The organism is Mucilaginibacter sp. (assembly GCF_039207105.1).
In the GTDB taxonomy this organism is placed as follows: Bacteria; Bacteroidota; Bacteroidia; order Sphingobacteriales; family Sphingobacteriaceae; genus Mucilaginibacter.
Genome location: NZ_JBCECK010000043.1, coordinates 1 through 20,945 on the forward strand (window position 1 = coordinate 1; position 20,945 = coordinate 20,945).

Below are 20,945 nucleotides of genomic sequence, written 5' to 3' on the forward strand. Positions count from 1 at the left end.
TCCTGTTCCCCCCATTTAGTCATCAGGGAGTCCGACCCAGGCTGTTGTTGGGTAAAATGATAAACAGCCGGAGCATGTTTTTGGCTATCAACGGTTGTGTCGTCGTCGGCATGCTGTGATGCATAAATGCTGAAGCATACCACGGATACGGTAAGCAACAGGCTTACCTTTCTCACACCGACATATACTTTTCGTCGCAGCAGCCAAAAATGTTTTTTAATCTGTTTCACTTGTGAAACGATGCCCAGTAATTTCGCATGTTTATCCAGGTACGCCTGAAATTTGAGTTCTGAACTTGCTATGAGCATAAAGATCATGAACATGCAGTTCAGGCTGACAATACCCGCCATAAAAAGCGTAAAGGGGCTCCAGTCATTATAAAGGCCGTAAACAATTGCAACAACAGACACTGCCAGCACAAAAATATTAGGAAGATTATATTTTAAATTTTTCTCATCTCTGACATCTTTTGGCGTAGCGATATAGGGTACATCTTTTCTGATGATGGTATAGATGAAGCCTAATATAAAGACCCACCAGGTGCCAATAAGCAATAATCCGCCAACGACATGAAATCCCCGTTCATTATCCTCCATTACCCACTGCTGCACAAAATGCCTGATCAAAACAACTGAGGTGATAAAAGGGATACTTATAATTAAAAATTCGGAAAAATCCATTTTCAGGGGAAATGTATCCATGAACAGGGAAATGACCGGAATTGAAAAGTTGATCAGGAATACAAAGCCAGATAAATAAAACAACGGCAAAAGGCCATAGTGCAATTTCTGTCGCCAGCTGAGTTTTCCAAACAGCTTAATGTAAGACGTTACCAAAAGCTCAAAAACACCCCGTGACCATTTCAATTGCTGCTTATAATATGCCGATAAGGTGGCCGGTACCAGGCCCCTGGTTAAAACAGCGGGCACATAAACAGATTTCCATTGGCGTGCATGCAACTGCATGGCTGTATGCATGTCCTCAGCCAGCCCTGCGGCATGACCGCCAATGGATTCCAAGGCTGTTCGTCTGAAAGTGCAGTTGGCTCCTATAGCCTGAACGGTTCCATAACTATTCATGCACATCATCATCGGCCCGTAAAACTGATAGGTTTGTTGTGCCGCGCCTTTAGCTACCCATCCGATTTGCTGGTTGTAATAAGCCTGCACAATTTGCACATAACCAATTTCAGGATTGTCGAAATGGCCAACTATAGAGTCCAGAAATTCAGGAGCCGGTACATGATCCGGGTCAAGTATCACACATAACTCCCCGGATGATTGGGCTAATGCATTGTTGATGTTACCGGCCTTCGCATTTATTTTTTTTGTTCGGGTAACATGGTGAACGCCGAGCTCTTTACATACCGTTTTTAAATAGGGATCATCGGCCTCGTCACATAAAAAAGTCTGATGAGGGTACCGTATCGCCTGAATAGCGGTAAGGGTTTCGACGATCATTTCATAGGGTTCACCCGCACAGAATGTGGTAAAAATATCCACGGTATAAGGTTTGGTCACCGGTGAATCCGGAGGAACAGCTATCGCCCAATAGTGATACCACTCATATAATATCTTGAAAAAGGTATAAACAAACGTAGATAGGAGTAACCAGTAAAGCGGCTGATTCCCGATAACCGATTTCCGGAGCAGGCTATGTGTAAAAAAAAGCATGCAAAACACACCGATGACAATCATCGTTCTCAAACCAAACAGTTGCGATTTAGTGGGTGCTTTAATTAAGTGATTACTCATGGATTTTTTAAGACATAAAAGGGCGTATTCGAAGTGGCAAAGGCGCCTTTTTTATTATATACATATACCAGCAGGCGATAGGGGCCTTCTTTCCCCGGCACCTTAAAGCTGATCTCCGATCCGCTTTGCCGAATAATTAAATGATTGATTTCCTTCGGTTTTTTTTCGCTGAAAATACCGTTAGGTTTAAACCAGTCTTCCTCGATTACTTTCCATTTAAATGTTAAACCGAGGGTATCTGCATTTTCAAAATAAACCTTACTGCCAGCTGTGGCATCGGGTTGAAACAGGATATTATCTCTTGCGCCTTGCCCGGCTAATAACATGTATTTCAGCATAGGGGGCTTTTCCGTCGCTTTTTTACCTGTCCAAATATATCGCATGACCTGGACCGCTTCGGTTTCAGCGCCATTCTCATCAAAAAGGCTGAACCACGTTGGGGTCAACTCCTGTTTTTGCCCCCAGTAAAACACCATTGACCCTAAAAACCTAAGATTGTTAACAGGCATATATTTTTGGTAATTAGCAAGGTATTGTTCCGCTTTTTTTGTGCTTGTGCTTTCGATATAGGCGCCCCAGGCATTTTGATTCTCCGCAAGCCAGGGACCTTCAATTCCCCATTCCGTAATTAAAAAAGGGCCATCCCAAAACCACTTGAATTTTTCAAGGTCTTCCTGCAGGGTTTGAATAGAACCAAATATGTTGAACGAGATGAAGTCGATCGTTGTCCTCAGCTTGATATTCATGATATTTTTCTTTTGAAAGGTCATGATCGTTGTGGTCACGGGATGCCTGGGATCTTGCTGATGAATCATGTCAATCAGCCCATTGAATACGGCATAGAACTGATTATATTTTGGCTTGTTCGGAAACGCCAGCTCATTGCCCAGGCACCAGGCCAGTAGCGCAGGATGATTTTTAAAACGCTGTACAATACCGGTAAGCTTACTGGTGTACATAGCCGCTTTAGGGCTTTTGTAAAAGTCGTCGAGGTTTTCACTTGAGGGCATTGGCAGCCCCGCTATCACCGCTAAATGATTGGCCTGTGCCGAATCTAGAATTTTCGCTAAATTTAAAGTATCCCAAACCCTTATCGTATTGCCGCCTGCTTCCCGCAGTTGTTTTAAATTGGTAAAACCGGATGCTCCTTTTATGAGAAATGGTTCGCCATTACGATATAACATATACCTGCCGCGCTCTTTTTTTATATAAACACCTTTCTTTACGAACTTAACAGGTTGCGGATGGTTGCAGGCTAAGCATAAAAAGCAAATTACGGAGGTGATAAAGATGCTGTTAAAAAAAAGAAAATGTATAAAACGAATTCGGCATTTTTTAAAATTAAAAATGGAACTTTTCAATACGGTTCGCTCAGTCATATAGAGATAATCATAGGCTTTAGGGTACATATAAAATACCTTTCCTATGCAAACTAAAGTAAATTTGAGCTTATACGATAAATTTGATTCTTAGTTCAGCGATTTAATAGTATTTACTCCTTATTACAACTGCTAAATATGAGCCATTGCAGATGTTTACTGCTGACTGCACTTGATGTTTAGCCCCAAAGAAAAAAAAAGATCAACGTATACAATTTTACAGCTAACCAGAATATGCGATCGTCGGGGTGCATGATACAGAGAATTTACTGACTTGTATATATAGCTTATACAACTAACGGTCGGAACTGTTTTGTTCCGGAAATGATCGTGGGCAAAAAAGAACACAAGCGACATGATAGTTCTGATCATAATTATCCGTTTGAAAAATCCAAAAGAATTATGAATCAGGTCGAGGCGACCAAAATAATAATCCCAACTGCGTTAGCTGAACTGCCCAGGGCGATAAAGTAGCCCCAAATAAGCCGCCCGCTGATACTAAAATAGCGGCCCGGATTTTGAGTAGTGGCAGACAATTATCATAAGCCTTACACTATTATATAGCGCAATGAACGAACAACTGGAACGATGGCTGCAAGCTTTTATTCAAACAAAACGCCGGCAGGGTATGGACTGCAAACTAACACCGTATAAGACCGGCAAGCTCAGAAAATACATGTTCGAGGTAAACGGGGAGCTGAGAAACATCGAAAACTATTTTACGAAAGATGAGTTACAGAATTACAAATCACTCCATCACGCGAAAAGGAGCGCTATCGGGCTCAGTTAGTTGGCTCATTTATTGTTCTATTTATAGCATAATTACAAAGTAAAGTTAAAAACGTCAGTTTTATAAAAGGTCAGGAGGGGTTCTGGCCTTTTTTTGTGAATTCTTTAAAAAGCTACACCTGAAAGAGATTGCCGTGGGGGCATGCCTTATCATCATCAAATTTGAAAGCGATGCCTTACGGTATTGAAACCCTTAAAAAGAAGGACAACGTGTCTCATTTATTACACGGTAATTTAGCTATTACTGAGTAGTAACCGGATGGTATTGTAACAACCTTGATACAGTGATTTGTTTCAACCCAGGTTGCCGGGCTAAAACGTTCACAAATCCCGGTACTGAATCGGGTATCGAGAAAATGTCCGGTTCATGCCGGTGATGTCGTTAAAGGATTTATTTTAGCGTAACATTGCAAGTAAAGATATGGAAGAACAGTTTTATCTGTAGCTGCAGCACTTGCAGGCTTTTATGGTAAGTTTGCTTTATTATAGGAAGCATTGCAGGTGGCCTGAATTCATCATAAAATAGTGTCCTATAATTGATCATATCGCCCGGTTAACTTATAGCAATGAATTTGGCTGCAGAACTTAAATTAATTGTCATCAATGATCTCAATTTTTCATCGGTGAATAATCTGGTTGATCTATCCGTCAAGGAAGGTTTTGAATTTGTGAAAAAACTGTCGAAGATTGGCAAAGCGGCATCAATAAATTTGATCGACCCGGCGAGTTGCTGTTAGGCCTTTTTTTAGGCACCGAAATTCTCGGAATATGCGGCCTAAACAAAGATTGTTATATAGCTGATCCGACTATCGGACGAATCCGGCATCTCTATGTTTTACCGATGCAGCGTCGAAAAGGCTATGCTTCGATTTTGATACATGCAGTTATTGGTGCTGCCCGTCAGAATTTTACAACAATACGTTTATACACCGATAATCCTGATGCTTTCAAATTCTATCAATCATTGGGATTTCAGCAATCCGATGTCTATAAAGCAACTCATTACATGATTTTATAAGTTGCCGTAATTTTACCAGGTAAATTTTTATCAACTTATCTACCAATAGATAAAAGGCGTCAAATTATTAATATACATATTTGCCGGATGTTATACCGATTTCCGCATAACCCGCCATCCGCTGGTGACCCTACCTGGTTAACCGGAGAAACCCAGGTATTCGCCAAACTGAAAATTGAATCCCAGGCCGGAAAGAAAACTATTTTCCTTGCTTCGGATACACTAATTTTTGTTATCAATGGTGTTAAATTATTGCATCTGTCCGATAGGACTATAGAGGTGACCTCAGATAAAGTTTTTTTATTGAAGAAAGGAATTTATGTAATGGCGGAATTCTTAGAATCCATATCTTCATCATATGAGGCATTGATGATATTTCTGCCGGAAAAGATACTGAAAGAATTTACCAGCGGACCGCCTAAACGAGGTGCCGGGTCATTTTTTAATCCTTGTTTGGTTTTTCCGTTGACACCGCTTATTCAGGATTTTAAATTACAATTCCGAAGATACTTTGAGTACAGCGTTTGCGACTATGACAGGCTGATGCCGCACAAGCAACGAGAAATTTTGACACTGTTACTGGCCACAGGCTATCAACACGATATTCAGCAATTCATTAATTCCGCGGCAGGAGTATCTGATAGCAGCATGGATTATATTGTGCAGAATTATTTGCTGCAACCAGTCACGATTGCAGAATTGGCCAGACTTTGTAATCGCAGCCTTGCCAGCTTTAAAAGGGACTTCCGGGACCGTTATCAGATGTCGCCCCGGGCATTTATTAATCAATACCGGCTGAATCATGCCAGGACGTTGTTGCAGAACTCCAATCAATCGGTGATGGAGATAGCAGCGACCTGCGCTTTTGAAAATCCATCTTATTTTAGCAAAGCCTTTAAACGGGCATTTGGAGTATCTCCTCAGGAAATAAGATCTAAAAAGAACAAGAGTTGAGCCGTTTGTTATAATGCCGCTTTTCCGTTGCCGATACCTTTACTCAAAATAGTTAATTATGAAAATTTTAGTAATAGGTGGTCAAGGCACTATTGGGAAGCGAGTTTGCCGCGGCTTAAAAGAAGGTAACGAATTGATCATTGCCGGTAGACATTCCGGAGATGTAAAAGTGGATATTTCCTCACCGGAATCTATCCGAACCATGTTTCAACATACCGGTTTTGTCGACGCCGTAATCTGTACAGCCGGTACAGGTTATTACGGCCCATTTGATACAATGACACAAGACCATCTGCTTCCGGGTATTCAAGGAAAATTATTGGGACAGATTAATCTGGTTCTAATCGGAAAGGATTTTTTGTCTCCGGAAGGTTCTTTTACGTTAACCAGTGGCATCGCAGCTGTTCACCCTGCAAAAAATGGGACGGCAGTAGCTATGATCAACGGGGCAGTCAATAGTTTTGTATTGGCTGCTGCTCAGGAACTGAGACAGGACAAACGGATTAACGTAGTGAGTCCCGGCTTGGTGGAAGATAGTAAGGAAAGGTATGGTGAATTCTTCCCCGGGTATAATCTGGTGCCGATGAACAAATTAGTTAACGCCTATGTCCTGAGTGTCAAAGGCGCTGTAAACGGCGAAATATTAAAGGTCTATTCCTGAGGAACAGACCTCCATCTGATGGAGATCTTAATTATATTTTCAAACAAAAATATCAATAAATCGCTTTCCCGGTAAATAGCAATTCTTGTAGGTTTTTTGATAAGTTTTAGTTCATAATGAGGAAGGAGATAACTGAGGTGGCCGCGATGATCGAATGCCCTCAAGGCTATAATCATCAGTTAAGCTATAATCAAAAAGAAGAACGTTTTACGCTGGACCGGATCCTCCTGGAGGGCATGGTCTATCCTTTTGATTTCGGATTTATTACGGATACGATAACGGAGCATCGGATTGGCTCCAAAATTGTTTTGATCGCTGACTCGGGTAGTTATCCGGGATGTCTGGTCAAATGTCGGATCGTAGGTAGCATGCAGGCAGAGGTAGTAGAATGTGACGGCAGGAACGTTTATTACGAGCGGCTGATTGGTGTTCCAGTCTCTGCTGCAAAGTTTGCCGGCATCAATCATATTGGTCAATTATCCGGACATTATCTTGAACGGCTGGATGATTTCTTTAGATCTTACAACACAATGGCTGCCGAACCGTGTAAGGTGATGGAAATGCGGTCAACGCCTGCCGGAGGTAATTTATTAACAGCCTGAAGTGCAGATTATGCTGGCAATAATCGAGCGGGTTATGTAAGTTAATGCGTGAATGGCAGGTTTGGATATACAATGATCATGCTGCTATTTGCCGGGCGTCTCGTTATTCGTATACTGATGGTTTGTCTATTTATCCTCTAATTCTTATTATTGAATTATTGATGGGGAGGCCGATTGGTTCTGAAAAATTATTTAGTTGATTTTCAATTTAATAGATGGATACACTTAATTTAACGTAAAAGCGCATTATTTTTGCCGCAGCCACCATTTGAATATTTCAAACCATGATACTGAGCATAAGCCGGCAGCTACGCTTACTGTTAATGCCCATGCGCTAAGTCCTTCAAAACCCAGCAAAGTAGCCAACGGATTAAAATAAAGTAGCAAAATAGATATAAGCATAGTTATGATGACGATTAATGGCACCAGATTATTTTTGTACCTGATTGTTGTGAAGATCGGGTAGTAGAAAGAACGATTAATCAAAGTAAGTGCAATGTTCGCAGAAATTAAACAAATGAAGACCATACTACGGGTGAATATTTCGGTGGCGCCATGCCTAACGGCATATTGATAGATTGCCAGGGTAGCTGTAATAATTATTAATCCTTGAACAATACTTATGATTAATTCTTTCCAATTAAAAAATGTTGTCTCCCAACGTCGCGGACGTTTCAACATGGCATTTTTTTCCATCGGCTCGTTCTCATAAATAATAGAACAGGTCGGTCCCATGATCAGCTCCATAAAAATGATATGGACGGGAGAAAAAATACTCGGGTATGTCCAACCCAAAGACAACGGAATAAACACCGTCAATATAATTGGAATATGTATCGAAATGATATACCGTATCGCTTTCTTAAGATTTTCATAAATACGTCTCCCTGATGCTACCGCATCTACCATTTTAGAAAGGTCATCATTTAATAATATCAACGAGGCGGCTTGCTTCGCAATTTCGGTCCCCTTTTTACCCATTGCGATGCCAATGTGTGCAGCTTTTAATGCAGGTCCGTCATTTACTCCATCGCCGGTCATCGCTACAATTTCATGATTAGATTTTAAGGCGTTAATGATCTTTAGCTTAGCATCCGGAAACATACGTGTGAAAATATTTTAGATGTCACTACTTGCCGGAGTTCACTATCAGATAGTAACATGAGCTCATCTCCGCTGATCACCTGGTCATAACCATAAAAGCCAATCTGCCGGGCAATCGCCCCGGTAGTTTCTGCGTTGTCCCCGGTGATAATTTTCACAGCTATCCCAGCCTTATAGAAGGCTTGCAATACACTGGAAATATTATGTTTAGGTGGATCGTAAAAGGCAAGTAGGCCCTTAAACAGGAAATCAAAATCTTGCTGTTCAGGTGGAAAAGTATTGCCGGCAAAATTCGCTTCACCTAAACCTAAGACCCGGTAACCTTCAGCAGCCAATAATTTGGTAGCTTCGCTTATCTGTTTGCTCTCTGCATCATTCAAGTTGCAAATTGCCATCAACGCCTCCGGTGCACCTTTAGATGCGATGATGCGATTTCCGTTTCTGTTTTCGAAAATATGGGTCATCATAGGTGGCTTACCGCTTAAAGGGTATTCGTGAATTAATCGAAATTCTTTCCGTTCGTCTGAAAGACAATTGTCACTATAAGCTTTATGCAAGGCCATCTCCATAGGATCGAAGGGTATAGGTTCGCTGGCCCACATCGCCAGCTCAATCAGTACCTTCGCTGGTTCATCCCAAAGATCATTTGTCACATCAAAGACTTGATTTTGCTGAACAGCATATATTTTAGCTAAGCTCATCTTATTCTGGGTGATGGTTCCGGTTTTATCGGTACATATAACAGATGCACTACCCAGCGTTTCTACCGTCTTCATTTGTTTAACGACAATACCTATTTTCATCAGACGCCAGGCACCCAAGGCCATGAAAGTGGTAAATGCAACTGGAATTTCTTCAGGCAAAATACTCATTGCCAAGGTAAGCGCTTTTAAAAAACTATCTAAGATCCATCCGGAACGAAGATAGTTAATCGTCCAAACCACAATAAATACTAATATTCCGGCGACTACCATTTTATTTACAAACCTGTTGATCTGTAGCTCCAATGGAGTTTTTTCTTCGGGAATTGATTCGAGACTTTTGCCAATTTTACCTAAGTGGGTTTGACTGCCAATCGCTGTTATACGGGCAACGGCGAGCCCACTTGTCACTGTCGTACCCTGAAAAACTAAATTATCTGCAGATGACACATCTTTATACACTGCCAAAGATTCGCCGGTAAGGATACTCTCGTCAACTGAAAAGTCATTCGAATGCACAATAATGCCGTCGCCCATGATGGACGTGCCTTCATCTATAAGCAAATTATCCCCAATTACCAATTCATTTCTTTTTATCGCTACGACCTCCCCGTTCCTAATGACCCGGCATTGGGGTTGAGTAAAGTTCTTCAATTTTTCGAGCGCGTCTCGGCTCCGGGACTCTTGAAAAAGTGAAATTCCCGCCACCATGATAATGGCTATTCCAAGAAAAATGCCATCGCCTATGTTTCCAATTACAAAATATATACAAGATGCTGCGAAAAGTATAATTACCATTGGCTCTGCTACCAAAGCTTTGATAATATTCATTAACCAATTTTTATTTTTAAACCGGAGCGTATTTTGCCCATATTTCCTCCTTGCAGCGATAACCTGGGCATTACTTAATCCTTTTAAATTGAAGCTATTAACAGGCATTACAGTTGTTTTACGGGTTCATGGAGCTCAAAACTAGTTTGCTGTAAATTATTGTTGAAGGGAATTATCATCAACGGAATGTGACGGCCGGATAGCGTCTTTTTTGTCGTGCTTTGTTTGAAAAGTGTTGAGAGGAAGCCTTGTTTGTAATGCACTAATGCCAATATATCGGATCCGTTTTCTTTGCAGTACCTATTAAGCCTCTTGATCACGTCTTTTCCCTGAAGCCGATGATAGGTTATACGCACGTCTTTAAGCGCATTTATATGATTTAAAAATGCTCGTTCCTGAACCAGGAGATCTTTTTCCGCTGATGTGGAAACATGCACGACGTCAATTTCAAAACCAATGGATTTACCTAAATCAGCGAGATAAGTGATCGCGTTAATATCCGACAGTTCAAATGCTGTTGCAAGGGTAAGTTTGTTTAATTTGTTGAATGCCGATTTGCCAGGGATAACCATAACCGGACAGGTCGAATTGCTAATAACCTCCATTGTATCGCATCCAAAGAAAAGGTGTTCAAGGCTGCTATTGCTGCTACCGCCCATTACAATCATCACTACATCCTTTTCCTTGAGTAGAAGTTGTACATTGCTGTAAACCGATCCTTTCCTAACCATATATTCAATTACCGGCTTAAAGATATTTTTTGACTGCCTTGCAAACATATGTTTTAATTGATTTGTCAGTTTTATCAATTTGACAGTACTTTCTTCTTTTCGGAGCAACAATTGTTCAATTACCGGGGCGCCACCCCCATAAACGGGAAATATTGGATGATCATAATACGAGTTAAACAATAGAACCCCGGCCTGCATTTTTTCAACGAGCAACGACGCCGACTTTAGGGCGTGTGTAGCATTCTCTGAAAAATCGGTTAACATAAGTATTGTTTTCATAATAGCTTAGTTATGTTTACAACTGATTGCCCGTTAAGGAGGAATAGCTGTCGAGGATTTGGATCATGTATTCTGCGGCTTCCGCAGAACCAGATAGCGTAGTGGCAAGCTTAATCCCCAAATTTGCAGCCGATTGCTTAGTTAGATCATTGAATGCTAAAGGAGGGATAAATATAATTTTGACACCGATACGATTTAGGTGGTTAAGTATGGCTGATGACACCCCATTACCATAGGTAATGACTGCATCCTTTCCATGGGCAAACGTAACCGTTTCAGGGGACAACTCATTTGAGATGAGTGTAATTTCATGTTTTTTTTGATTGGCTTTCGCCAATTGCTCTTTATCTGACGCTACTAAACCGAAAACCGTTACTTTCATATACAAAAATATTGGCTCTTTTTGATGCATGAGTTGCCTTAAATCATATGAAAAAGTGATGTTAATCAGTATTTCATCTTAACTCCCTCAAATATCCTCTCATTTGGATTCCGACATTGTTAATATGAAGTAATTTTTGAAAACGAAGGCAGAAATACCTAATTTAAGATGGCTGGAAGGCAATTTATTATTATTTGTTCAAATCGCGATCATGCCTAAAGCGGTACACGTGTTTATTATATCCATGAGATATTTTTTCAACGATTCCCGACTCAACTAATTTTTTTAATCGGTTGTTAAACGAACTGATACTCATCTTGGAACCTTTCTTCATCAGGTCAAACCATAGGCTTTCAGCGTCCTGATATTCCCTTAGCGTAGCGAGATAACCAACAATCTGTTCAATAATCAGTTGCTGATGTTGCTGTTGTTTTGTTGGGCGTGAATGCGATGATCTATATGGAAAGGCATTAGTCATAACGTAATTCATTGACCAACTAAAGTCGGATTGAATTTTGAAGCAAATCTGTAGTTGCTCGTTTAAGTTTGTTGATTCTAGAACTTGATTAAATATTAAACTCTCCATAAGCATATCTGTTTTGTTTTTCTTCTATTGATAATTCTCCAACTTCAATTTTGCTTCAAATTTCACCCATAACTTGCACTGGTGATGCAAATAATATCCGTGGCATTTTATCAGTAACAACCTGGCAGTCGGTACCCATATTTAGTAAACAGCAATAGAATGAAATTATTAACCATTGTGCTATTCTTATTTGCCAGTGCGTCCATTACCTGGCTTGGAGACTTCAGCAAGGCGCAAATCGTGGCCTCCGCGTCTCATAAAGTGATCATGGTTAATTTTTCCGGATCAGATTGGTGCGGCCCCTGTATCCGGTTACGCAAAGAAATCCTGGAATCGGAAAAATTCAAGGATTTCGCTGCCGGGAATTTAGTTTTGGTGCGCGCGGACTTCCCCCGGCAAAAAAAGAATCAGTTAAGTAAAGATCAAGTGAAACTCAATGAGGCGCTTGCAGAAAAATACAATCCGGAAGGCAAATTTCCTTACACGTTGTTATTAGATGAACAGGGGAAAGTATTAAAGGAATGGGATGGGTATCCGGATGAAACACCAGAACAATTTATAAATCAAATAAAGCCTTTTGCCAATGCCGTACACTGACAGAATTGGGCTTTCAAAAACCATTCAAAAACGAATTTTGAAGCTCATGGGAAACCGCTTTGAAATCAGCGTGGTGAGTGATGATAGGGAATGGGCAAATCATCACATTGATTTAGCCGTAGCAGAGATTAGCAGGATCGAAAAACTGCTCACAACGTTCAACGATGAGAGTCAAACCAATCAGATCAATGCAGCAGCAGGCATTAATCCAACCAAAGTCGATGAGGAAGTTTACCGCTTAATCGAGCGTTCCTTAAAAATATCAGAACTAACACAAGGGGCATTTGATATTACCTATGGCTCTATCGACAAGAGCCTTTGGAACTTCGACGTCAATATGAAAAAGCTTCCGGATGCAGTCATTGCCCGTAAATCCGTTGGTTTGATCAATTACAGGAATGTGATTCTCAACGAACAAAATACTACCGTGTTCCTTAAAGAAAAAGGCATGCGGATAGGTTTTGGTGGAATAGGCAAAGGTTACGCAGCTGATCGGGCTAAGATTTTACTTCAACAAAACGGGGTAAGCAGCGGCATTGTAAATGCAGGAGGGGATCTTATCACCTGGGGAACTCAACCTGACGATAGTCCCTGGACAATTGGTATCGCTGATCCAGACAAGCAAATGACGCCGTTCTCGACGGTTGATATCAGTAATATGGCTATCGCTACATCCGGCAATTATGAAAAATACGCCATTATCGGTGGCAAAAAATACTCCCATACCATAGACCCTAAGACCGGCCTTCCGGTGAGTGGTATCAAAAGCGTGAGCATTATCTGCCCGAGTGCAGAATTTGCGGATGCGATGGCCACTCCTGTAATGGTAATGGGTATACCAGTGGGCCTTGATCTGGTGAATCAACTGCCAAATCTGGCATGCGTAATCATTGATGACGATGGCCGACTCTACACCTCTAAAAATGTTAACGTTAAGAATTAGCGAATGAAAAAATTATCCCTGATTAAATTAATAGTTATAAGTAGTTTAACTGCCTTTGGCTTCTCGTCCTGCATGTCGGTGAAAGCTTATCAGAAGAACAGGCTTAACGACGCTGAAATGGAATTATCGGCCCGTAAATCTCAAAAGTTTGAGCAAAGCTTCCAGTTATACCGGGAAGGTGGGTCGGGAGCGAACGGTGGAAAAAGTGGTGGCGGCTGTGGATGTAATTAATGCGTAGCCGGAAATGAGAAAAATATATCTATGCGTAGCCGCATTATATTTAGGGATAGTAGCGTCGCATGCTCAAACCAAAACCTCATTAGTTCAGGACAGCAGTAATTACGAGGCTCGTAAGCTTAAAATTGAGGAAATCAATATTATTTCCGCCTATTATCACCAGAACGGAAATAATTCAGCAGTTACCGGAGGTATTGGGACAGAAAAATTAACCGATTTTGCCAATACCTTTGATCTACAGTTATCAAAATACAGTACCAGTGGCAAAAAGCACACGTTCAGCTTTGAGCTAGGTGTAGACCATTATACCTCTGCGTCATCCGATAAGATAGATCCGAATAGTGTTTCGTCAGCGTCCAGACAAGATACTCGGGTATATCCTTCGCTTAACTGGACTGTTTCGAATGACAAAACAGGTAATGCTTTTGGACTCACAGGTTCCTACTCGCATGAGTTTGATTATCAGTCTTTGGGTGCCGGTGTAAATTTAACCCGTGTATCGGAGGATAAAAACACTCAGTTTGATTTCAAGGGACAGGTATTTCTGGATACCTGGAAAGTGATATTACCGGTTGAATTGCGGCCACCGGGTTATGGTTCAGGCTCCCACAGGGACGGTGGGGGGGATGTTGCCCATAGTCCGAGAAATTCTTTCAGCACATCATTTTCACTTTCGCAGGTCATATCGACCCGGTTGCAGGCTTTAGTGATCATCGAACCGTCTTATCAACACGGATTACTGGCGACCAAATATCAACGCGATTATTTTACCGACGGGTCTGAGCGGGTAGAGAATCTTCCCTCCAGCCGTTACAAGTTGCCGATTGGCGTGCGGTTCAATTATTTTCTGGATGATCATTTCGTCATCAGGACCTTTTATCGTTACTATATGGACAACTGGGGCATCCGAGCCCATACGGCAGAAGTGGAAATTCCCATTAAGTTAACCCCGTTTGTATCCGTAAGTCCTTATTTCCGGTATAATAACCAACAAGGCACACGCTATTTTGCACCGTACGGAGACCATAATCCTACAGCTACTTACTATACAAGTGATTATGATCTTTCTACTCTCAGCAGTAATTTTGTTGGCGCCAATATCCGATTGTCGCCCCCGGCAGGGGTATTTGGCTGGGAGCATTTTAACTCGGTTGAGATCAGAGCAGGCCATTACATGAGATCAACGGGTTTAAAGTCAAACATTGTAACTTTAGCAATGAAGTTTAAATAAAATAATATGCATTATGAGCATCATGTCACCAGTTCCGAAACGATCAGGGATATCGTTATCGGTATGTCTGATGGTTTAACGGTTCCATTTGCCTTGGCAGCCGGCTTAAGCGGCGCTATCAGTTCTTCAGGGCTTGTGGTGACAGCAGGCATCGCAGAAATTGTTGCGGGTTCCATAGCTATGGGATTGGGCGGGTATTTGGCCGGGCGTACCGAGGTAGATCATTACCAGTCTGAATTGAAACGGGAATATGATGAAGTGGCGCGACTGCCTGAGCAGGAAAAGGCTGAAGTAAAAGAAGTATTTGCAGGTTTTGGGCTCTCTGAGCCCCTGCAGCAGCAAATTGCTGATGAATTGGCCAAGGACAGAAAACAATGGGTAGACTTTATGATGCGATATGAGTTAGGTCTGGAAGAACCTAATGTTAACAGAGCCACCAAAAGTGCGTTGACAATAGGGATTTCTTATGTCGTTGGCGGAATTATACCCTTGTCGCCTTATATATTTATCCATCGCGCCGAGGAAGCACTATGGTATTCCTGCGGTTTAACGCTGATCTGCCTTTTTATTTTCGGTTATTTTAAAAGTAAAATGACGGGTCAGCCCGCGTTGAGTGGTGCGATAAAAGTAGTGATCATTGGCGCACTTGCTGCGGGCGCAGCTTTTCTCATGGCAAAGCTGATTACCGGGAAATAATAACTTTAAGCTGGCCGGGTTAATTTTTGTCCTTGGAATTTTCAGATTAAACGGGAAATCATAATCTGCAACAGCTGTATTCCTGGTCAATCTTAGTTTCCACTTCAGCAAGATTTATCACTATTAATGTTGCAAGCAGTGACACATACGGTAAGAGCTTTAGTGCATGAAAAATTTTCAAAGTATAGTTTAACCCGGTTGGTATCTATCAATTGTTCATTGGGGTATTAACCTGCCGCTGAAATCACTACAGAATATCTACAGGAACTATCCTTATTTTAGAAATAAAAAGCGACATTGAAAATACTGGTAATAGAAGACGAACAAGGCTTACGTGAAAATATCACGAACTATCTAAACGTAGATGGTAATGTTTGTGAAAGTTGCAGTGCGCTTAACCCGGCACTACAGAAGCTGGCCATCTATGATTATGACTGTGTGTTGCTTGACATTGGCTTACCGGATGGCGAGGGCTTTGGAGTGTTAGAATATCTCAGCACTCAGAAAAAAAAAGAAGCTGTGCTCATTATTTCTGCCCGGAATGCTTTGGATGATAAGGTAAGAGGGCTAAATATTGGTGCCGATGATTACCTGACCAAACCTTTTCACCTTGCTGAGCTGAAAGCCCGCATGATGGCTATTTACCGAAGGAAAATATTGAATACTAACAATAAATTAGTATTTAATGAAATTGTGGTTGATATACTAGGCAGAAATGTTGAAGTAAACGAAACTGCCGTTATCCTTACAAGAAAAGAGTATGATATGTTGATGTACTTTATTGCAAACAAAGGTAAAGTGATTTCCAAAAATGCTATCGCAGAACATCTTTGGGGTGACGAAATGGATATGCACGACAGCTTTGATTTTATCTATACCCACATCAAGAATCTGCGTAAGAAATTAGTGGATGCAGGCGCCAGGGATTACCTGACGTCTATTTATGGTCTTGGTTATAAATTTATCGGCTGATGAAATTAGCGGATCATTACACCCGAACAGGTATATATATTACTTTATCGGTTTTAACTGCGGGCGCTGTAATCTATTTTTTTGCTATCAACTTTATCGCTCAACAGCAGTTGGATAGAAGCTTACAGCAGCAACTTACGGAAGCCGAAGATTATATACACACCAGTGATCAGGATCCTCAGCGCTATGATCTGGACAGAGATCACGCCGTCTTCGTAAAAATTGGTCAGCAGAATCTTCAAAAGCGTTTTTTTGATACCACTTATTATAATCCCAGGGAACGCCAAATTGAGCCGGGGCGAGCAGTTGAAGATTTGGTGAAGGTAAAGTCCGGAAATTATAAAGTCCTCATCACGATATCCCGGGAAAGTCAGCGTTATTTCATTGGAGTAATTATTACCATCACGCTGACCTTGCTTGCCGGGTTGTTATTTATACTTTTTATCACGAATAAATACATGCTTAACGGGCTTTGGAAGCCATTTCAATTGACCCTGAAAGAAATAAAGGAGTTCAATATAGCCGAAGCTAACCAGTTTAAGGGTGAAAGAAGTAAAGTGGACGAATTTACCGAGTTAAATGAGGCAATCAGAGAAATGTCTTTGCGGGTAACTCATGATTACCTGTCGATGAAAGAATTTACAGAGAACGCATCTCACGAAATGATGACTCCGTTAGCGGTAGTAACAACCAAACTGGATACTTTGATCCAGGACGAAACCTTAAGTGCCGAACAGTTGGCACAGATCACTGATATTTACAGTTCCATTAACAAATCAAGCCGACTAAACCAATCATTATTATTATTGTCGAAGCTGGAAAACAAGGCAATCACTGATAAAGAACCGATTGATCTACAAGTCGTTTTACGTGAAAAATTGCTGCAATTTCAAGAACTTTTATTATCAAAAGACCTTTCTTTGAGTTCAGACATAAAACCGAGCCATATCTTCGCTAGTAAATACTTGATTGATATCCTGCTAAATAACCTGGTTAGTAATGCGATCCGGCACAATACTATGGGCGGTAAAATTGTTATAGCACTAGACGGGGATCTACTTTCGATCAAAAATACTGGGGCTGATCTGGCTTTAAATGAGCAGTTGATCTTTGACCGGTTTCAAAAAGGAAAAGAATCACAGGGTACAGGACTGGGCTTGACTTTGGTTAAAAATATTTGCCAGCATTATGGATATGGCATTGAATATAAGTTTGACTACCCCTGGCATGCTTTTTCGGTCCGCCTTTGAAAGGTTCGAGTTTAGGTCTTTTTTTTGTCACTTTTTTAATACGGTTACAACTCTAAACATAACTACAATTTTACTTCAGATTGCGGGGATAGTTTTGAAATGAATGCGATAGGCATTTGTTTAAAATACTATTTGAATGAAATATTTAGGTTTATTTATTCTTACGTTTCTCACACTTAAACTCAAAGCGCAGGACAATTATGAAATTCAGGTTTATGGTTCTGAAACTGTTGAAAAAGGCAAAACTATGGTGGAACTCCACAGTAACTATACTGCCGACGGAAGCAAAGCTGTAAACAACGGGGAGTTGCCCACAAACCATGTCGAACATGAGACCATTGAGATTACGCATGGCTGGACAACCTGGTTTGAAACCGGATTTTATATTTTCAATTCCATCGGTGATGCCGGACGAACAGCCTATGTAGGGTCACATATCCGGCCAAGAGTTGCTGCGCCCGCCGATTGGAACTGGCCGGTTGGGGTAAGTATTTCAACCGAATTTGGGTTTCAAAAAAGTTCATTTTCCGCCAATACAAGCACTTTGGAAATAAGACCAATCATAGATAAAAAATGGAATAAAATCTATCTTTCGGTAAATCCCACCCTGGAGAAAAGTTTTCGAGGGCCAGACGAGAACAGAGGATTTACATTTTCGCCAAACGTGAAGGGCAGCTATGATGTCACCAAAGTGGTGGCACTTGGATTGGAATACTATGGAAGCACAGGGCCTTTTTTTCATTATGACGCTTTCCGGCAACAGGATCATCAGTTATTCGCTGCAACGGATTTAAACTTTGACCCTAAATGGGAATTTAATGGCGGACTTGGTTTTGGTTTTACGCAAAGTGCTGATAAAGCTATTGTTAAGATTATTGTCGGCAGACGCTTTTAACCAGTTGCTTAATTAAGAGGGTAACACTTGCGCTGTATCTTTTACTTTAACCAGGTTGGTTATCAATTTTTCATTTTAGCCAAGCGGCCCGCATCTAACACGGTGATGGTACTGCCTTTCTTTTCAATCAGCTGCTCCTCTTTAAAATCTGACAAGGTTCGGCTCACGGTTTCAGAGGCAATACCAATCATCGCTGCAAGATCTTCCCGGTAAATCTTAATATTAACCCCGTCTTTATGGTAAAGGCGAAGAATAGCTTCAGCGAGTCGCTTTCTCACCGATTGATAAGCTATATTTAAAAGTTGCTCTTCCTTTTCACGAATATCACCGGCTAAAAGTTTAATAAATTCACGGGCCATTTCCGGGTACTCATTAAGCACCGGCTCCAGCATGTCGGTGGGGATAGAAACCAGGGTGCTATCTTCCAAAGCGATCGCTGTATCTGAATAATTTTCATGTGAAAGTACAGCCCGGATTCCCAGGTAGTTTTCAGCAAAAAAAATACCGGTCATTAGTTCGCGGCCGTCAGGAGCTATTTTGCAGGTCTTGACCCTTCCATTTATGACCAGATGAAGACTAACAGCTTTATCACTTTCATAATAGATCACCTGATTCTTTTTGAATACCCGGCTTTTCCGTTCCATAATAATTCTTTTAAGCTCCGTAAGACCGCCACTTTTTGCGATCAGCTGTTGCAAGCGATCCAGGGACTGGCTATAGACTTTTTTTTGAGCCTCCTGCTTTTTTAGACGGCTTTCGATAGCATTTAACAATTCCATGTCATCGAAAGGCTTGGTAAGGTAGTCATCTGCTCCTAATTCCATTCCTTTGCGCAGATCGGCTCTTTCAGCTTTAGCGGTTAGGAAAATAAAAGGTATAGCAGCGGTTTGCGGACTTTTACCGAGCATAAAAATAACTCCGTATCCATCAAGTTCCGGCATCATGATATCACACAATACTAGATCTGGAACTTCTTTATTGGCCAGATCTATACCCGCCTTTCCATTGTTAGCAGCATATACCTCATAGCCAGCAAGTTCCAGTATCTCCACTACGTTCTCACGGATCTGGTTATTATCTTCAATGATCAACACTTTTTTAGGCATTGCAAGGAAATTTAAGATTAAAGGAAGTACCCCGGTTTACCATACTACTGAACAGGATTTCACCATCCATCAGCCTGACATAACGGGAAACGATATTCAGACCTAAGCCGGTTCCTGGTATATCCCCGGTATTATGCGCACGAAAAAACGCCTCAAAAAGATGACGCTGATCTGTGTCAGGTATACCTATTCCATTATCACGGATGGAAACAATAAAATTGGTATCATTTATCTCCGTATTGAATTCAATAAAAGTATCCTCACCCGAATATTTTATGGCATTGCCGATGAGGTTAATGATGCAATTCCGTAGCAGATTCTGGTCAAGTTTAACCTCCCGGTGAACACCGGTATGCTGGTAGATGATGGTTTGATTTTTTTTTGCAGCTATTTGCATATCCTCAGTAATATCTTCAGCAAATTTTACCAGGTCAAAAACTACAAAAACTGGCGCTACCTTTCCGGCTTCCAGCTTTTCCAGAGATAAGAAATCATTTAGTATACCGGTTAAGTTGGCTACCGCGTTTTTGATTTGGTTAACATGCTTGGCTATGTTCGGGTTTTCGTATGCCTCGGCATATTTTTGAATCAGCACCGCTGATAATTGCACCGAAGTCAACGGCGTTCGGAATTCGTGAGATGCCATCGAAACGAACCTGCTTTTCAGCTGACTTAATTCTTTTTCTTTGACCAATGACTGACTTACCTCTTCCTTAGCTTTTTGAATCTCTTCAACAGAATGCTTTAGGGATAATGTTCGCTCTTCGACCAGATCCTCCAAATGCATAGCGTATTCTCTCAGCGTTTCTTCTGCATCTTTTTCCCGGGTGAGGTCATGGATAAAACCGGTATAAATCTTCCGTCCTGAAAATTGAACCTCACTCACACCGAGTCTGAACGGAAATCGCGCACCATCTTTTTTCAAGCCTAACACTTCTCTTCCGATTCCAATGATATGGGGGTCACCAGTACGCTGGTAACGGTGAATGTATTCATCGTGTTGCACTCGGTCGGGCGGAGGCATCAGCATGGAAACATTTTGCCCAATGACCTCTTCAGGTGAATATTGAAATAGTTTACAAGCCGCAGGGTTGATCCTCTCAACTTTTCCGCAATCATCTATAGTAATAATTCCGTCTATGGCGTTTTCAATTATGGCATTTAACAAAGCTGCGTTTTCCATAATGGTATTTGGTTGTTATCGTTACCACAAATATCAACAATAGCCCCATAAAAAAAGTAACAGG

Annotated in this window: 22 protein-coding genes; 13 read left to right on the top strand and 9 right to left on the bottom strand. The window is 41.2% G+C overall.

Annotated elements, in window-relative coordinates; translation table 11 throughout:
• Nucleotides 1-1,754, bottom strand: a 1,754-nt coding sequence (locus AAGC65_RS11080; protein WP_343112513.1) for a glycosyltransferase family 2 protein, incomplete at its 3' end; no start/stop codon positions are given.
• The gene (locus tag AAGC65_RS11085) at nucleotides 1,751-2,938 is read right to left on the bottom strand and encodes a glycoside hydrolase family 2 TIM barrel-domain containing protein (protein WP_343112514.1); all 1,188 of its coding nucleotides are present in this window, start codon (nucleotides 2,936-2,938) and stop codon (nucleotides 1,751-1,753) included. The genes AAGC65_RS11085 and AAGC65_RS11080, both read right to left, overlap by 4 nt.
• A 763-nt stretch (nucleotides 2,939-3,701) precedes the next feature.
• Here AAGC65_RS11085 and AAGC65_RS11090 point away from each other — a divergent pair.
• The 5 genes from AAGC65_RS11090 to AAGC65_RS11105 all read left to right on the top strand — a co-directional run bounded on the left by AAGC65_RS11090 (nucleotide 3,702) and on the right by AAGC65_RS11105 (nucleotide 7,157).
• On the top strand, nucleotides 3,702-3,923 hold the full coding sequence (locus AAGC65_RS11090) for a hypothetical protein (protein ID WP_343112515.1): 222 nt from the start codon (nucleotides 3,702-3,704) through the stop codon (nucleotides 3,921-3,923).
• A gap of 699 nt (nucleotides 3,924-4,622) precedes the next feature.
• The gene (locus AAGC65_RS26190) at nucleotides 4,623-4,940 is read left to right on the top strand and encodes a GNAT family N-acetyltransferase (RefSeq protein WP_407940667.1); all 318 of its coding nucleotides are present in this window, start codon (nucleotides 4,623-4,625) and stop codon (nucleotides 4,938-4,940) included.
• 87 nt (nucleotides 4,941-5,027) lie between these two features.
• Nucleotides 5,028-5,894, top strand: a complete 867-nt coding sequence (locus tag AAGC65_RS11095; RefSeq protein ID WP_343112516.1) for an AraC family transcriptional regulator — start codon at nucleotides 5,028-5,030, stop codon at nucleotides 5,892-5,894.
• Between the two features lie 58 nt (nucleotides 5,895-5,952).
• Nucleotides 5,953-6,555: a short chain dehydrogenase gene (locus tag AAGC65_RS11100; protein WP_343112517.1), complete on the top strand. Its 603-nt coding sequence runs from the start codon at nucleotides 5,953-5,955 to the stop codon at nucleotides 6,553-6,555.
• Between the two features lie 116 nt (nucleotides 6,556-6,671).
• On the top strand, nucleotides 6,672-7,157 hold the full coding sequence (locus tag AAGC65_RS11105; RefSeq protein WP_343112518.1) for an inorganic diphosphatase: 486 nt from the start codon (nucleotides 6,672-6,674) through the stop codon (nucleotides 7,155-7,157).
• A 246-nt stretch (nucleotides 7,158-7,403) separates the two neighbouring features.
• Here the strand turns inward: AAGC65_RS11105 and AAGC65_RS11110 are convergent, their stop codons facing one another.
• The 5 genes from AAGC65_RS11110 to AAGC65_RS11130 form a co-directional block, all read right to left on the bottom strand.
• Nucleotides 7,404-8,261, bottom strand: coding sequence for a cation-translocating P-type ATPase (locus AAGC65_RS11110; RefSeq protein WP_343112519.1), 858 nt, complete (start codon nucleotides 8,259-8,261; stop codon nucleotides 7,404-7,406).
• On the bottom strand, nucleotides 8,240-9,901 hold the full coding sequence (locus AAGC65_RS11115; RefSeq protein ID WP_343112520.1) for an HAD-IC family P-type ATPase: 1,662 nt from the start codon (nucleotides 9,899-9,901) through the stop codon (nucleotides 8,240-8,242). The genes AAGC65_RS11110 and AAGC65_RS11115 overlap by 22 nt, the downstream gene beginning before the upstream one ends.
• Nucleotides 9,901-10,803 (bottom strand): universal stress protein, encoded by a 903-nt coding sequence (locus AAGC65_RS11120; RefSeq protein ID WP_343112521.1) that lies wholly within the window; start codon nucleotides 10,801-10,803, stop codon nucleotides 9,901-9,903. Before AAGC65_RS11120 ends, AAGC65_RS11115 begins: the two co-directional genes overlap by 1 nt.
• A 16-nt stretch (nucleotides 10,804-10,819) precedes the next feature.
• Entirely contained in the window at nucleotides 10,820-11,185 is a 366-nt protein-coding gene (locus AAGC65_RS11125) for a hypothetical protein (RefSeq protein WP_343112522.1), read from the bottom strand.
• Between the two features lie 190 nt (nucleotides 11,186-11,375).
• On the bottom strand, nucleotides 11,376-11,771 hold the full coding sequence (locus AAGC65_RS11130; RefSeq protein ID WP_343112523.1) for a transcriptional repressor: 396 nt from the start codon (nucleotides 11,769-11,771) through the stop codon (nucleotides 11,376-11,378).
• A gap of 159 nt (nucleotides 11,772-11,930) precedes the next feature.
• On the opposite strand from AAGC65_RS11130, the gene AAGC65_RS11135 reads away from it, so the two are divergent.
• The 8 genes from AAGC65_RS11135 to AAGC65_RS11170 all read left to right on the top strand — a co-directional run bounded on the left by AAGC65_RS11135 (nucleotide 11,931) and on the right by AAGC65_RS11170 (nucleotide 18,592).
• Complete coding sequence (locus AAGC65_RS11135; protein WP_343112524.1) at nucleotides 11,931-12,368, top strand: thioredoxin family protein; 438 nt, start codon at nucleotides 11,931-11,933, stop codon at nucleotides 12,366-12,368.
• Nucleotides 12,355-13,311, top strand: a complete 957-nt coding sequence (locus AAGC65_RS11140) for an FAD:protein FMN transferase (RefSeq protein WP_343112525.1) — start codon at nucleotides 12,355-12,357, stop codon at nucleotides 13,309-13,311. Before AAGC65_RS11135 ends, AAGC65_RS11140 begins: the two co-directional genes overlap by 14 nt.
• A 3-nt stretch (nucleotides 13,312-13,314) precedes the next feature.
• A complete protein-coding gene (locus AAGC65_RS11145) occupies nucleotides 13,315-13,542 on the top strand; it encodes a DUF4266 domain-containing protein (protein ID WP_343112526.1) in 228 nt (75 codons plus the stop codon).
• Between the two features lie 13 nt (nucleotides 13,543-13,555).
• Nucleotides 13,556-14,779: a DUF3570 domain-containing protein gene (locus AAGC65_RS11150; protein WP_343112527.1), complete on the top strand. Its 1,224-nt coding sequence runs from the start codon at nucleotides 13,556-13,558 to the stop codon at nucleotides 14,777-14,779.
• Nucleotides 14,780-14,785: 6 nt separating this feature from the next.
• Nucleotides 14,786-15,475 (top strand): VIT1/CCC1 transporter family protein, encoded by a 690-nt coding sequence (locus AAGC65_RS11155; RefSeq protein WP_343112528.1) that lies wholly within the window; start codon nucleotides 14,786-14,788, stop codon nucleotides 15,473-15,475.
• A gap of 297 nt (nucleotides 15,476-15,772) precedes the next feature.
• Nucleotides 15,773-16,447, top strand: coding sequence for a response regulator transcription factor (locus tag AAGC65_RS11160; RefSeq protein ID WP_343112529.1), 675 nt, complete (start codon nucleotides 15,773-15,775; stop codon nucleotides 16,445-16,447).
• The gene (locus AAGC65_RS11165) at nucleotides 16,447-17,697 is read left to right on the top strand and encodes a HAMP domain-containing sensor histidine kinase (protein WP_343112530.1); all 1,251 of its coding nucleotides are present in this window, start codon (nucleotides 16,447-16,449) and stop codon (nucleotides 17,695-17,697) included. Before AAGC65_RS11160 ends, AAGC65_RS11165 begins: the two co-directional genes overlap by 1 nt.
• A 136-nt stretch (nucleotides 17,698-17,833) precedes the next feature.
• Nucleotides 17,834-18,592, top strand: coding sequence for a hypothetical protein (locus AAGC65_RS11170; RefSeq protein ID WP_343112531.1), 759 nt, complete (start codon nucleotides 17,834-17,836; stop codon nucleotides 18,590-18,592).
• A 62-nt stretch (nucleotides 18,593-18,654) separates the two neighbouring features.
• On the opposite strand, the gene AAGC65_RS11175 is transcribed toward AAGC65_RS11170, so the two are convergent.
• Complete coding sequence (locus AAGC65_RS11175; RefSeq protein WP_343112532.1) at nucleotides 18,655-19,698, bottom strand: response regulator; 1,044 nt, start codon at nucleotides 19,696-19,698, stop codon at nucleotides 18,655-18,657.
• Nucleotides 19,691-20,881, bottom strand: coding sequence for a PAS domain-containing sensor histidine kinase (locus AAGC65_RS11180; RefSeq protein ID WP_343112533.1), 1,191 nt, complete (start codon nucleotides 20,879-20,881; stop codon nucleotides 19,691-19,693). The genes AAGC65_RS11175 and AAGC65_RS11180 overlap by 8 nt, the downstream gene beginning before the upstream one ends.
• Nucleotides 20,882-20,945 lie beyond the last annotated feature (64 nt).